The 14,548-nt window shown below is 45.0% G+C and carries 13 protein-coding genes and 1 rRNA gene; 11 read left to right on the top strand and 3 right to left on the bottom strand.

Annotation, left to right across the window (positions count from 1 at the left end; translation table 11 throughout):
* Positions 1-10: 10 nt before the first annotated feature.
* Positions 11-127: ribosomal RNA gene (gene rrf, locus M3629_RS26505) — 5S ribosomal RNA — on the top strand.
* 161 nt (positions 128-288) lie between these two features.
* Here the strand turns inward: rrf and M3629_RS26500 are convergent.
* Both M3629_RS26500 and M3629_RS26495 read right to left on the bottom strand, forming a co-directional pair.
* Positions 289-711: a hypothetical protein gene (locus M3629_RS26500; RefSeq protein WP_251511721.1), complete on the bottom strand. Its 423-nt coding sequence runs from the start codon at positions 709-711 to the stop codon at positions 289-291.
* A gap of 365 nt (positions 712-1,076) precedes the next feature.
* On the bottom strand, positions 1,077-2,432 hold the full coding sequence (locus M3629_RS26495; RefSeq protein WP_251511718.1) for an MATE family efflux transporter: 1,356 nt from the start codon (positions 2,430-2,432) through the stop codon (positions 1,077-1,079).
* 162 nt (positions 2,433-2,594) lie between these two features.
* On the opposite strand from M3629_RS26495, the gene M3629_RS26490 reads away from it, so the two are divergent.
* The 9 genes from M3629_RS26490 (at position 2,595) to M3629_RS26450 (ending at position 11,140) form a co-directional block, all read left to right on the top strand.
* Positions 2,595-3,329, top strand: a complete 735-nt coding sequence (locus M3629_RS26490) for a class I SAM-dependent methyltransferase (protein ID WP_251511715.1) — start codon at positions 2,595-2,597, stop codon at positions 3,327-3,329.
* Positions 3,330-3,490: 161 nt separating this feature from the next.
* Entirely contained in the window at positions 3,491-4,072 is a 582-nt protein-coding gene (locus M3629_RS26485) for an RNA polymerase sigma factor (protein ID WP_251511712.1), read from the top strand.
* The gene (locus M3629_RS26480) at positions 4,069-5,463 is read left to right on the top strand and encodes a hypothetical protein (protein WP_251511709.1); all 1,395 of its coding nucleotides are present in this window, start codon (positions 4,069-4,071) and stop codon (positions 5,461-5,463) included. The genes M3629_RS26485 and M3629_RS26480 overlap by 4 nt, the downstream gene beginning before the upstream one ends.
* 177 nt (positions 5,464-5,640) lie before the next feature.
* Positions 5,641-6,318, top strand: coding sequence for an NAD(P)H-dependent oxidoreductase (locus M3629_RS26475; RefSeq protein WP_251511706.1), 678 nt, complete (start codon positions 5,641-5,643; stop codon positions 6,316-6,318).
* A 436-nt stretch (positions 6,319-6,754) separates the two neighbouring features.
* Entirely contained in the window at positions 6,755-7,177 is a 423-nt protein-coding gene (locus M3629_RS26470) for a MarR family winged helix-turn-helix transcriptional regulator (RefSeq protein WP_251511704.1), read from the top strand.
* A 216-nt stretch (positions 7,178-7,393) separates the two neighbouring features.
* A complete protein-coding gene (locus M3629_RS26465; RefSeq protein ID WP_251511701.1) occupies positions 7,394-7,975 on the top strand; it encodes an NAD(P)H-dependent oxidoreductase in 582 nt (193 codons plus the stop codon).
* A gap of 102 nt (positions 7,976-8,077) precedes the next feature.
* A complete protein-coding gene (locus tag M3629_RS26460; RefSeq protein ID WP_123066816.1) occupies positions 8,078-8,389 on the top strand; it encodes an ArsR/SmtB family transcription factor in 312 nt (103 codons plus the stop codon).
* 253 nt (positions 8,390-8,642) lie between these two features.
* On the top strand, positions 8,643-9,668 hold the full coding sequence (locus tag M3629_RS26455; protein ID WP_251511698.1) for an LLM class flavin-dependent oxidoreductase: 1,026 nt from the start codon (positions 8,643-8,645) through the stop codon (positions 9,666-9,668).
* 296 nt (positions 9,669-9,964) lie between these two features.
* Positions 9,965-11,140 (top strand): AI-2E family transporter, encoded by a 1,176-nt coding sequence (locus tag M3629_RS26450; RefSeq protein WP_251511695.1) that lies wholly within the window; start codon positions 9,965-9,967, stop codon positions 11,138-11,140.
* A gap of 97 nt (positions 11,141-11,237) precedes the next feature.
* Here M3629_RS26450 and M3629_RS26445 read toward each other — a convergent pair whose 3' ends face one another.
* Positions 11,238-11,609 carry an ArsR/SmtB family transcription factor gene (locus tag M3629_RS26445; protein WP_090924908.1) on the bottom strand — a complete coding sequence of 124 codons (372 nt, stop codon included), beginning with the start codon at positions 11,607-11,609 and terminating at the stop codon, positions 11,238-11,240.
* 612 nt (positions 11,610-12,221) lie between these two features.
* Here M3629_RS26445 and M3629_RS26440 point away from each other — a divergent pair.
* Positions 12,222-14,546, top strand: a complete 2,325-nt coding sequence (locus M3629_RS26440; RefSeq protein ID WP_251511693.1) for a heavy metal translocating P-type ATPase — start codon at positions 12,222-12,224, stop codon at positions 14,544-14,546.
* The last annotated feature ends 2 nt before the right edge of the window (positions 14,547-14,548 follow it).

Raw genomic sequence — 14,548 nt, 5'->3', positions numbered from 1 at the left:
CAAATGCTCGTTTGGTGGCGATGGCGGAGGGGTTCCACACGTACCCATCCCGAACACGACCGTTAAGCCCTCTAGCGCCGATGGTACTTGGACCGCAGGGTCCTGGGAGAGTAGGACGCCGCCAAGCAAAGTAAAGACACACTTGATGAAAATCAGGTGTGTCTTTTTGTTTCATTATGTTCATGCTACATTGTGTATAAAGAATTGAGTGAAAGTCGATAGGTCTTTCCTCGCTCTGAATGGCACCGAATAAGGATACAAATAGACGTTGATACAACTTAGTATATTTTAAAAGCGAATTTGGTAATCTCCACCCCCGCCATTAGGTGAATAAGCTACGATTTTATGGTAACCTTTCAGATTTCCTAAAGTGATGGTTTTTGTTCTCAAGTCTGATGCGATTACTCGTCCACTCCCCTTCAGATTTCCACTCATATCTTCAACGTTAAAGACATATTCTCCAGTCGTGCGAGGAAGAAAAGTAAATGTAACATTTCCGCTTAAATATATATCTGTTGAGTAACCTCCATCGAAATACTCTACTATAAAGTTCTGGGCATAAATAGAAAGTTCTTGTTCATGCAGGATCTGACCATCTTGTGAAGGCATTACAGGCATAGACGTTTCATTAGCAGATGCTGCTGGAACCGATGCTAGGAGTAGAGCCATGCAAGAGAGAGCTGAAATTGCCGTTTTTTGATATTTTCTCACAATCAAACATCTCCTTTTCATATATAAAAAATGAGATTAATCATACTCGCAGTAGCTTTCCTCACAGTCATTTCCTAGGATAAAAGTGAGGGGATATCTAGCGCCGTATTTGTTTGACAAGACAACCATACTACATTTTACAAATATATACAATTGTTATAGCGGTTTATATATCCTATATTTGTTAAATATATACTTTATTCATATATTATTCACATTCTTTATAGCTTTAGGATTCAAACTACCGTTAATAATAATGATTGATTCGCTATTTCGATGCCGATTAGATTTGCTTCAAATGTACAAAAGCCTGCCCGATCTATATGACTGAGCAGAGCTATATACGTTTATTTAATCCATTATAGCTACTCAGAGTCTAATGCGTTGACCCGCTCAGTGAGTGAGCGTTTGCGATAATAGAGTGCTATCGTGATTAGAACAATCATTTCGGATAAAGGTACAGCTAGCCATACCCCAGTAACACCCAGGAACGAAGGGAGAATAGCAATCAAAGCAATCATGATAATCATCTCGCGTGCGGCTGTAATCCAGATCGCCATTTTAGCGTTACCTATGGACTGGAAGTACGTGCTCATAACAAAATTTACTCCCATGAATACATAAGCAATGGTGAAAATACGCAAACCGTAGACCGCATTATCAGTTACACTGCTACTGAAGTTACCAAAGATTTGCACAAAATAAGGTGCTCCAACTTGAACGATGAGAAGCAGAACCACACCGCAGGTTAAGGCTGTTTTGACGGCAATACGAATCGTTTCCTGCACTTGTTCCATTCGCTGTGCACCGTGATAATAACTGATTAGGGGCTGCGCAGCAGAAGCCAGACCAAGGAATGCCATTAAGACAACCCCGTGGATGTAATTTAAAACCGTAAACGAGGCAACACCATCCGTACCTCCAATCCGCTCCGTTGAGATGTTATGTGAGACCGAAAAGACGGACATACCGAGTTCAGCCAGGAAGCTGGGAAAGCCAATAAGTGCGATCATGCAAAGCAATTTGGTACTCCATGTGAACCTTGTGAATGTAAGATTATTGGACTTTTTGAAAAAATGACTGAACAGCACGAGCAGTGCCAAAGCAGCTGAGACAATCGTACCAAGTGCAACCCCGCGTACTCCCCACTCCAGCACATATAAGGTAATATAATTGATCACAATGTTAGCTACAGCAAAGGTAATCTGGGCATACATTGAGGTGTTTGGACCGCCATCGTTGCGAACAAAAACGGATAATGCATTTTCGATCGTAAAAACAAACCCGAAAAGCAACATGATATTCATATAATCAGATGCGAAGGGAAAAGTATCTGCATTTGCACCCAATGCATATACGAGTTTATCTTTGAATGTGAAGGCCGTGTAACCAATAACCACTGTGACCAGCGAAATGAGAATAATGGATTTGGTAAACACTTCTTTGGCCTTCTGATTTTCTTTCCTGCCCATATGATTAGAGTATAACGTAGCTCCGCCCATGCCGATCCATAGAGACATTGCCACGAATAGGGTGTAGACAGGGGAAGCAATGCCGATGCCTGCCATAGCGGTTGACCCCAGTTTATGCCCAACCATAATGCCGTCGATAATAAAGTTAAATGCGATGACCAGCATCCCCAGAACAGAGGGCACCAGATAGCTGATAAAAGCTTTGCCTACCGTTTGCCTCTCAAGTGGATGTGTCCAATTTGTACTCATAATGACCTCCGTTAGTAAGTTTAAAAAGTTTATACCTATATATTATACTGAACGTTCGTTCTGTATAATAACACGAGTACAATTCAAATGGCAACTTTTCCGAAATTCATACCGTTTATTTGATAGAGTATGAGAGAAGACCGGGGAGGGAGGTAAGATCACATGAAGCAAAATAAATACGATGATAAGGCATTTTTTCAGAATTATAGTAAGATGGCTCGCTCCGTTGAAGGGTTAGATGCAGCTGGGGAATGGCATGAATTACAAACCTTATTACCCGATTTAAAGGATAAGCGAGTACTTGATTTGGGTTGCGGTTTTGGCTGGCATTGCCGATATGCGCGTGAACAACAGGCGAGTTCTGTCATCGGTGTAGACTTATCCGAAAATATGCTGCGGCGTGCGCGTGAGCTGACGAATGATCTACAGATTGAGTATCGGCAGACGGCCATCGAAGATATTCATTTTGACAAGAATCAGTTCGATGTGGTTATTAGCTCGCTTGCTCTGCATTACATTAAACATTTGCATGACGTGTATCGTAAAATTAATCATTGTCTAGTCACAGGTGGAACGTTCATTCTATCTGTTGAACATCCGATATTCACCGCTCGTGCGGAGCAAGATTGGCATTATGATGCTCAAGGGGAGAAACTGCATTGGCCTGTGGATCATTATCATGAGCAAGGACAGCGGATCGCAAACTTTTTGGATCATGATGTGGTGAAGTATCATCGGACGATGGCTACACATCTGAATGAATTGATTGGTGCGGGGTTCATCATTCAACAAGTGGCAGAATCCAAACCTTCTTTGGAGATGATGGAGCAGGTCCCAGGGATGTCTGATGAGAATCGAAGACCGATGTTTCTGATGATTGTAGCAATGAAGAAATAATGATGAATCTTATATGTACATTATTCAACGTTTTACGATGGCGTGTTCAGTGTATCTGGACATGCTGTTTTTTATTTTTTTGCTAAAATATAAAGAATATTGTGTAAATTAGGGAACCGGATGACATTCCGTTTAGTCGTATTAAGTGAGGTGAACATTCGTTGGACTATTCGTTTCTGGCAGAGGCCCAGACCATCAACAATGACACACTTGCCAGCCTGATGCACGATTACGGCAATGATGTGTGGAATTATATTTATTTTTTAACTAGAAATACGGAGCAAGCAGATGATTTGTCACAGGAAGTGTTTGTCCGGGCATACACAGGAATCGCGAACTATCGGGGAGATTGCTCGATCAAAACATGGCTTCTAACAATTACGAGGAACACAACGTTTACATACCGAAAGTCGAGGTTTTTCCGAAGCAGCTTATGGGGAGAAACGTTGTCGTTAGAGTCAGATCAAGGAGATCAATCCGGATCAAGAAAAACGATGCGAGAACGATCAGCTTATCCATCTGCCGAGATAGAAGTGATTCGTAAAGTACATATCAATGAAATTTGGGATATCGTGCTGGCACTACCGGAGAAGTTTCGGGAGATTCTTCTGTTGCATCTGAGGTATGAACTTACAACGGTGGAGATCGCAGATATGTTACGAATTAGCCAAGGAACCGTGAAATCACGGCTATCCCGGGCTAAGGATAAGGTTCGAAAGCAGTGGGAGGAGAGAAGCGAATGAAACATGAGGATGATCAATGGGAAAAGGAAATCCGTAAAGGGCCGTTTGCAACGTCTCCTTTTACTGAAGATCACAAGCGTAAGGTGCTGCAGCAGGTGCAGCAGATACGAACGGTAAGCAGGAAGGAAGAGGAAATGAGTGAAATGAGCCCTGTAGAGTCGTCATTGGAACGCTCTAATTGCCTCTCCAATTCATTAAGAGAATACACAGATACAGACACAAATGCAGTTAAAGATAAAGTTCAAGTTAAAGATCAAGCTGCAGCCACTAAATTTGGCCCAAGACATCAACGTCATAGAAAAAGTCGTAGAGGCATTCTCGTTGCAGGGTTGAGTGCATTGGTTATCGCAGGCGGGCTATTTATGTGGAATTGGCACGACGGGCAACTCGCGAAACCGTTGATGGAACAGATCAATCCAGCTTCTGCTCTGTTGTTTACAGATCACCTGAATGTCGATATCCTTACCGATCAGATGAAAAAGAATGTTGCGATGACGATGAGAGATGATCTGGGCAAACAGCTACGCATTACCAAAGTACAAGATCTGCCTGTGTCTGGCAGAATATACGTCGAAGCAGGTCAGGAGAAAGGAGCAGATTACGCCCAAATCTGGCTGGACGCCAAGACGGGCAACCTTCGTGAAGTGCAGATGAGAGCCGAGATGCAGCCAAGTAAGCTGGAACATCGATATACACGACAGATTCCTTCACTTCTGGAGGGCATGGGTATGATACCTACACTTCAACCTGTGAAAGTTAGAAGAACCGTGGGAATGCAACAAGGGAAAACGGAGCCGACGAACTACACTGTATTAGATTTACGCGAAGGTAATAGTTACGGAGAGATTATTTGGCGGCAAGATCAAGCGATATCCATTACAGGTGAGTTAAGACCAGACCAGATATCCCGAACTGAAGTGGCAAAGGCGAAAAGGGCGATTGAGGTGTTCTCAGGTAAAGCTAACTTTAACCTAGATGATGCTAGTCGAATTAAAGATGATGAAATTGGTGAAGATTCAACTTTTTTCTCATTTAGTGATAATTATTTTGTGAAAATAACAGAAGCCAAAAACGGATCGAGATATATGGTGGGAGATTCAAATGATTATGGTTATCCCCAAATAAACAGTCCGGAACAGATGGAGGCTTACCAGGATCAGTTAATAAATATGGATGAGAATCTTCTTAGAGAGCGGGTTGGGGCATTTGTGAAAAATATTTTTAATGTAGATCTTGACGACTACAGGCTCCACCGAGATGCTGAAAAAATAGATACAGTTACATTTGAGCGCGGTGCAAAAGATGCTTTTGAGGTTCGGTACAAAGAAGATGGGCGTATCACAATGATCACTAAGGTAGAACGCAAGATTTTAATTAAGTATTTTAAGTAATGACGCAATTTAGTAATGTAAGCTATCCTTACTTTTAGGAACCAGGGCACAATAAGGTACGTACTTTTCAATCTGGAGCATAACATCTAAACTGATACCTGAGCCATAAACAGCAAACGAAATCTATAGCTATGCAGGTTCAGCATATAATATATAAAGCAAAGGACGTGGAGAAGAGTGGATGTTACTGGAAAGACAAAGAAAAAAGAAGAGATTTTGCAGGCATTTAAGTTTCGTCATGCAACAAAGCTATTTGATGCGTCACGCAAAATTACAGAAGAAGACTTCGCTTTCATCCTTGAAACAGGTCGCTTGTCTCCAAGTTCCATCGGATTCGAACCCTGGAAGTTTCTCATTGTACAAAATCCCGATTTCCGTCAGCGCTTGTCCGAGGTGTCGTCCGGTGCACAGCGGCAGCTAGCCACAGCCAGTCACTTCATTGTGATCTTGGCTCGAACGGATGCCAGCTACAGCTCTCCTTATGCAGAGTACATGCTGAAAGAGGTTCAGGGCATGCCTGATGATGTATTCAAGCTGACAAGTGAAGCCTATGGTAAATTTCAGAACAATCAAGGTCTGCTTCAAAACGCGAAAACATTATTCGACTGGGCATCTAAACAGACATACATTGCCCTTGGCAATATGATGACTGTAGCGGCTCAGATTGGCATCGATTCTTGTCCTATCGAAGGATACAATTATGCAGAGGTGCATCGTATTCTGGAAGATGCAGGACTGTTAGAGAACGGCGCATGGGATGTGTCAGTGATGGCAGCCTTTGGTTACCGTGCAGAAGATCCTCATCGGGAGAAATCACGTCAGTCTATTGAGCAAATTACACACTGGATTAAATAACGATAAGGTAAAGAACGAAAGTAACGGCTATTAATGTGCAAACTAATCTTCTGTGACCTAAACTGTTGTAACCATGTACGGCCCTTGTACTCCCATACCTTCAAGTATGAGAGTACAAGGGCCGTGTCACTTTGCTTGGAATTATGAATTGTATATAAGTTGAACTATTCTTTTACACAATAACGGAGAGGACAGAAAAAAACCTGAAAAAGCGGAGCTAAAAGCTTTCTGAAAGAAAGCTAGCATCGGAAGCATACGCTTCGCCTTTATCACCGGATTTTCCCCTTTGGAAAAGGGAATCCAAAAAATCTGGGGATAACCGCTACTCTCCAGGTTATTCTGTCATCGGAGTGGGCCGTGTAAAATCTTTAGTTTAACTTATATAGTCTAAAAATGAGGAGTTGAAAATACATAGATATCTATGTATAATACAATTATGTTAAAACACAACGCTTTTGCAATGATTGCACGCATCAGAGACCATGTGAACAAACGAATTGTTTACGAACTGGAACAGCATGAAGTAACAGGCATCGTTCCTTCCCATGGAGATGTCCTGATGTTCTTGTACCGGGAAGAGACATTATCGATCAAAATGTTGGCTGAACGCGTTCAGCGTACACAGCCAACAGTGACGGTGCTGGTCAACAAGCTGGAAAAGCTGGGTTATGTCGAACGCAGCAAGAGTTCTGAGGACAGCCGGATAACGATGATTCGTCTAACGGACAAAGGGAAGCGGCTTGAGCCGATCTTCCGCGAAGTGTCGAATCAGATTAATCAGATGATCTATGCACATCTGTCTGAGGAACAGTCAGAGCAGTTGGAGAACTTATTGTCTATGATTGTTAGACGGTTTTAACTGTCGACATACTCTTTCTTCCGTTTTTAGCTTTATATGCTGCTCTCTATACAATGCATTAAAGATGTATGAGAAGCTTGTTTAAAGGTTAGGAGCAGAAGTTTTTTTGTTCATATACATAGATATCTATGTATATGAACGGCTTTTGATAGCCGAAATGTTTAGTAACAAGGCGAAACAAAAAATAAGTTGAACCCAATGGAGGAGGAACCAAACATGAAACATCTTATCGTATATGCTCATCCACACACAGACAGCTTCAATAAAGCCATTTTGACTACAGCCGTAACTGCTCTGGAAGCAGAGGGTCATGAGGTCGTTGTGCGTGATCTGTATCAACTCGGATTTCAGCCTGTATTGACTGAGGCGGATACAGCTTCAATGCGTACAGGACAGACTCCCCAAGATATCGCAGCGGAGCAGAAATATGTGACAGAGGCAGAAGCTATTACGTTTATCTATCCAATCTGGTGGACAGGGCTTCCGGCGATTTTGAAAGGATACGTTGACCGGGTGTTTGCTTACGGATTTGCTTATGCATCCGGAGCGGCAGGAATCGAGAAACTGTTAACGGGTAAAAAAGGCGTTATGATCAGTACACACGGAACGCCGAAGGACGTGTATGACCAGATCGGTATGACGGATGCGCTCCAGCTGACTTCCGACACAGGGATTTTTGATTTTGTAGGAATCGAGCCGGTAGGCCATCTGCTCTTCGGTGGTATTGGTTATCTGGATGATGCTGCATATCAAGCAATGCTGGATGAAGTGAAACAGACGGTAACAACACGTTTCTAACATGGAATTGATCAGATGTGAATTGCCGAGCCGACTCTTGATGAGTCGGTTTGTTAGTTTATGGGGTTTGGCAAAAGGTCAAAAAGGGGGTATAATCGACCCATGGAACCTATACTCATTTTCAAAGCACTATCTAATGAGACACGCAGACAGATCCTGTTGTGGCTGAAAAACCCGGAGCAGCACTTCTCCCCCCTCGAGCTATCCCAGCATCCGGATGGCGGTAAGAGTGGGATATGTGTCGGCACTATTCAATTGAAGGCTGGACTGGCACAGTCTGTAATCTCCAGCTATTTGTTGACGATGCTCAAGGCAGGGTTGTTGTTATCGGAGCGCAGAGGACAATGGACGTACTATCGACGCAATGAAGAAACGATACAGGCTTTTGCCGAGTACGTACAACATGAGTTATAAGCCGGATGCCGGAACGGAAGCTAAGGATGCAATACGCAGCAAGCAGGAGATTCCGTCCGGATGTGAACGGCTAGAGGTTGTAAGAACACGTGTTGTGTACCACATGGACTCCCGGCTTTCTTCGCTACATGTATGAAAAGAATCTGTCTTCGAAACATAAGAGTTATGTTTCATTTTCTAAGCAAAATTTTGTTTATTTATATCTATATATCTGGATATGCAAAAATATAATCACAGAGGAGTATGAACTTTAATGAGTATTGAACATCAACATAAAGAACATATCACTGACGTCAAACTTTCCGTGCTTGATCTTGCACCCGTTGTCGTGGGATCAACCCCTGCAGATGCACTTCGCAACAGTCTGGAACTGGCACAGCATGCCGAGCGCTGGGGATATCATCGCTACTGGGTAGCTGAACATCACAATATGCCGGGCATCGCTTCGTCTGCAACCTCGGTTGTAATTGGACACCTGGCGGGTGGAACGAAGTCCATTCGTGTAGGTTCTGGTGGCATAATGCTACCGAACCATGCACCACTTGTTATTGCAGAGCAGTTTGGTACGCTTGAATCTCTGTATCCTGGACGCATTGATCTGGGTCTGGGCCGTGCGCCCGGAAGTGATCGCCGTACATCCGTTGCGCTTCGCAAGGATCTTAACAGCGGAGAAGATTTCCCAGAGCTGCTGGCAGAACTGCGTGCATACTTTGATGCATCGGCAACGTCCTATCATGCACCCGTACGCGCAGTGCCCGGCGAAGGGCTGAATATTCCGATTTATCTGCTGGGCTCCAGTGATTTCAGCGCACGATTGGCAGGTCAGCTGGGATTGCCGTTTGCTTTTGCCAGCCACTTCTCACCAGATTATACCCGAATTGCTCTGGATACTTACCGCAATAGCTTCCAGCCGTCGGAGAGTCTGAAGGAGCCTTACGTCATCGTAGGGGTGAACGCCGTGGTGGCAGATACCGATGAAGAGGCTGCGTGGCTAGGGACAACGATGCAACAACAGTTCCTGAACATCATCCGCGGCACAACAGGACTTGTACAGCCGCCAGCGGTGATGGATGGCAAATGGACAGATCGGGAACAGGCTACTGTAGCTCAAACACTGAAAGCTGCGGTGAACGGTTCACCGGAGAAAGTGAAGGGACAGCTGGAGTCCTTTATTCGCCAGACGCAGGCAGATGAAATGATTATTACGTCGATGATCTATGATCATCAAGCACGTCTGCACTCGTATGAGTTGATCGCACAGCTTGCGGGAAACGTATAAAGATTTTATATGACAGAACAATGTGAATAGCATCGGATCAGAGAGAGACGGTTCGCCTCCAAGCAGAGGTGGATCGTTTTTTTTGTATGGGAGATTTTTCAATTGGTCGGTGTGGGGCAGGTTGTGCATTTTGGGGTAAAATGACTTTACTTGCCGAATTTGAAACGGTCAACGGGCTCATACGTATAAATCGGGAGTATTATACATATGTTGGCTTGTACAAGAGTTAATTGTACCCGTCAGGCAGAAAGGTGATTATAACGGAAGAAAGATACATAAGAGAGGACGACAAGCCTATGGAGCAACCTGAGCAACAACCTGAGGTACAAACTCGGGTGTGGCCTGAGCGATTCAAACGATTTTTTCTGAACAACAAATTTGTGCTGTTTCTGTTAGTTCTGCTATTGGTAGGACTGAACATTATGGTGCTGACTAAGGTATCCTTTGTGTTCCATCCGCTAGCGGTGTTACTCAAAACAATTCTTCTGCCTATTATTCTGTCGGGCATCCTTTATTACTTGCTCAATCCACTTGTGGATGTGATGGAACGATGGAAAATCAAGCGAGGCTGGGGGATACTGATTCTCTATCTTGCCATTGGCGGCATCTTGACCATTGTGGTGCTGGCAGTTATTCCTGTGCTACGTAATCAGATTATGGGGCTGATCGCCAATTTCCCTACTTACAGTGAAAACGTAAGGGAACAATTCGAGGAATTGACAGGCAATAAGCTGTTCAGCCAGGTGCAAGATACGATCAACATGAACTGGCAGGACTGGTGGGGCACGATTTCCACGAAAGCTACCGAGATCCTCAATTCTACCTGGACGAAGCTTGGCGGGTTCCTTGGTGCATTTACCGAGACCGTGTTATCTATCGTAACCGTGCCATTCATCTTGTTCTATCTTCTCAAAGACGGCAAGAAGTTGCCGGAGAAAATTTTGTCTTTTTTGCCAATCAAAAGTCGTACCGGTGCCATGCATGTGTTGCATGATATCAACCACCAGATCAGCTCATTCATCCGTGGACAGATTATCGTCAGTTTCTGTATCGGTGTGTTGCTTTACATCGGGTACATGGTCATTGGTTTGGATTATGCCCTGATTCTTGCAATCATTGCTTCCTTCACGAGTGTTGTACCTTATCTGGGTCCAGCAATTGCAATTACTCCGGCATTGATTGTAGCTCTGGTGACTTCGCCAGTGATGTTGCTGAAAATGATTGCCGTGTGGACAATTGTACAGCTGATTGAAGGTAAACTTATCTCGCCGCAGATTATGGGTAAAACACTCAAAATTCATCCGATCACCATCATCTTTGTCATTCTGACTTCAGGGAACTTGTTCGGGGTAGTCGGCATCCTGCTTGCGGTTCCGGGATATGCGGTACTTAAAGTGGTGGTGTCACATATATTCAACATGTTCAAAGATAAGTCGGGTCTTTATGATCCGAACAATAACCGTTTGCTGTAACTATTAAAACGGTTCCCTTACACAACAGAACCCCCCGTTCATCGGCATAAGGCCGAGTGACGGGGGGTTCTGTTGGTTTGAACAGGCTGGCAGTAGCCTAGCCGTGTTTGATATGTTGGAGCGTTTGCAGGAAAATCTGCTCAATGTGAGCATCATCCAAAGAATAAAAAACGGTCTTGCCTTCCTTGCGACGCTTCACAATCCGCATGTTGCGGAGAGAGCGCAGCTGGTGGGAGATGGCTGACTGACCCATGTCGAGCAATACCGTTAGATCATGTACACATAATTCTTTCTGTAACAGTGCATCAATAATACGTAGACGTGTTGGATCACTAAATGCTTTGAACCAATCCGCCATCTCGGAAGAGGTCTCCCGATCTATAAGTGAGGTGCGAATGGTTTGCACATCGGCTTCCGTACCCAAGCAGGCATCATCGCAATCATGTGGAGCTTTAACCGGTTGTTCCATTCCTATCACCGCCTATGTTTAACAACTTGATAGCTCTATTATATCCAAAAAACGCCTAAAGCGAAATAATTACTAATAGGGCGTATCTTGAAACCGACTGAAGTGCATCTTTTACCGCCTTTTCGCCCCCTGCTGCGTCACTTTCCCTTGACGTGCCCCGGCACGCCTGCGTTAAACTTCCTGGCTTGGAACGAAAATTCGGCAAAATCTGCTTCCTTCAGCGTTTTCAGACACGCCCTGCATATTCTGTATCCAAAATCAACACCTTGTGTTGACACTCCCGTTTGGGCATGCATATAATAGTGTTAATTGAACATATGAATGATTGCTCATATATTATTGAATACAAGATTATATAAAAAAAGATGAACTATTTTTTACACAAAAACGGAGAGGACAGAAAAAACCTGGAAAAGCGGAGCTAAAAGCTTTCTGAAAGAAAGCTAGCATCGGAAGCATACGCTTCGCCTTTATCACCAAATTTCCCTCTGAAGATGAAAGGGATAAAAGAAATTTGGGGATAACAGCTACTCTCCAGGTTATTCTGTCATCGTAGTGCTCGTGTAATACCTTTAGTTCAACTTTTTTCGGACTGCAAAGGGGAGAATTCACATGGGAACCGGACAGGAACAGGTGAAAAGGGAACTGCTGCTTGACGGACTGGATTGTGCGAACTGTGCACTTAAGATTGAAAATGGTGTGAGTAAAATTAAAGGCATTAACGAATGCTCTGTTAATTTTGTGACCAAAACGTTATCGATGTATACCACATCGGATATGGATGAGCAAGTGGTGGAGGAAGCAAAGCGTAAGGTACTTCGGCTGGAGCCACATATTCGTATTTCGGAAAAAGGGCAAGGTCATCAAGACCAGAGTCCATCGGGTAGTCATGCTTACACAGACGTAACGAATGGGGCCGGTGGACATCCGCACCAACATCAGAGTCATGCACATTCACATGACCACGCTCATGACCACGGACACAGTCATGCACATGATCACAATCATGATCATAGCCATACGCATAACCACGCCGACAGCAGTGATGCTCATGCAGGCCATTCGCATGAACATGGCGTCGGACAGACCAAAACACTGCTAGCTCGCCTTGCTGCTGGTTCTGTGCTGCTTGCTGCGGCAATCTGGTCACCACTGGATGGCTGGGCACAGCTTGCGCTATACGTGGTGGCTTACATCATCGCTGGCGGCGATATCGTGTTACAGGCATTCAAAAACATCATTCGCGGTCAGGTGTTTGATGAATACTTCTTAATGACGGTTGCAACACTTGGTGCATTTGCCATCGGAGAGTATCCGGAAGGTGTTGCGGTCATGCTGTTCTATCAGCTCGGAGAGCTGTTCCAGGGCATGGCGGTCAACCGCTCACGTAAGTCGATTCAGTCTCTGATGGATATTCGCCCGGATTATGCGAATATACTCACGGGAGCAGGGGAGGAAACGCGGCGTGTCTCCCCGGAAGAGGTTCGCATTGGCGACCAGATTGTGGTTAAAGCCGGTGAGCGTGTGCCCCTCGACGGTATCGTAAAGGCAGGCCGCTCCATGGTAGACACATCCGCGTTGACGGGGGAATCTGTTCCACGGGAACTGGAGCCTGGAAGTGATGTACTCAGCGGATTTGTGAACAAAAACGGCATGTTAACCATAGAGGTCACCAAAACCTTTGGTGAATCCACCGTATCCAAAATCCTCGATATGGTGCAGAATGCCAGCAGCCGCAAGGCGAAAACGGAGCATTTTATCAGCAAATTTGCCCGGTATTACACACCTGTTGTGGTCATTCTCGCTGCTCTGATTGCCTTCGTTCCGCCACTGCTACTTAGCGGTGCAACGTTTGCGGACTGGATCTACCGTGCACTGGTGTTTCTCGTCATTTCATGCCCTTGTGCGCTGGTTGTATCGATTCCGCTAGGTTTCTTCGGTGGTATTGGCGCGGCTTCGCGAAACGGCATTCTGGTCAAAGGCAGTAATTATCTGGAGGCTCTGAATGACGTTAAAGTGGTGGTTTTCGATAAAACGGGTACACTAACCAAAGGTGTTTTCAAAGTCACATCTGTTCACCCCGATGGCGCGCGTACAGAAGAAGAAGTAATGGGGCTGGCGGCGATTGCCGAAGCAAACTCCAATCATCCGATTGCAGAATCCATTCGTGCTGCTTGGGGAAAAGCTATTCCCTCGCAAGGTGTAGATGGATATGACGAGGTCGCTGGACACGGAATCAAAGTAAATGTGAACGGTCAGGAAGTGCTCGCAGGCAACGCGAAGTTAATGGAACAGGCAGGGATTATGTATACGAAGCCGCAAACAGTCGGAACGGTCGTGCATATTGCCGAAGCCGGCAAGTATGTCGGACATCTGATCATTGCGGACGAAGTAAAGGATGATGCAGCGTCAGCGATACAGGCCCTTCAAAAGCTAGGCATTCGCAAAACAGTGATGCTGACCGGCGATGCCAAAGCGGTGGGTGAAGCTGTTGCACGGCAGCTTGGCGTGGATGAGGTTCATGCCGAACTGCTGCCACAGGACAAAGTCGAACGGCTGGAGCGGCTGGAAGCGGCCAAATTGCCAAAAGAAAAGATGATTTTTGTCGGTGACGGCATTAACGATACACCTGTGCTGGCACGTGCCGATGTTGGTGTAGCGATGGGCGGTCTTGGATCGGATGCGGCGATTGAAGCAGCGGATGTGGTGATCATGACGGATGAACCGTCCAGAATCGCCAGTGCCATCCGTATTGCGAAGCGTACACGCCGCATTGTCTGGCAGAATATCGGATTTGCGCTGGGAGTCAAAGCAATCTTTCTGTTGCTGGGTGTATTCGGGATCGCCACCATGTGGGAAGCTGTTTTCTCCGATGTGGGTGTGACGGTGCTTGCGGTACTGAATGCGATGCGGGTTCTACGAATTAAGGACGTTTAAAT

The organism is Paenibacillus polysaccharolyticus (assembly GCF_023714295.1).
Classification (GTDB): Bacteria; Bacillota; Bacilli; order Paenibacillales; family Paenibacillaceae; genus Paenibacillus; species Paenibacillus polysaccharolyticus_A.
The sequence above is the reverse complement of the archived record's forward strand: the minus strand, read 5'-3'. Positions and strand labels throughout refer to the sequence as shown.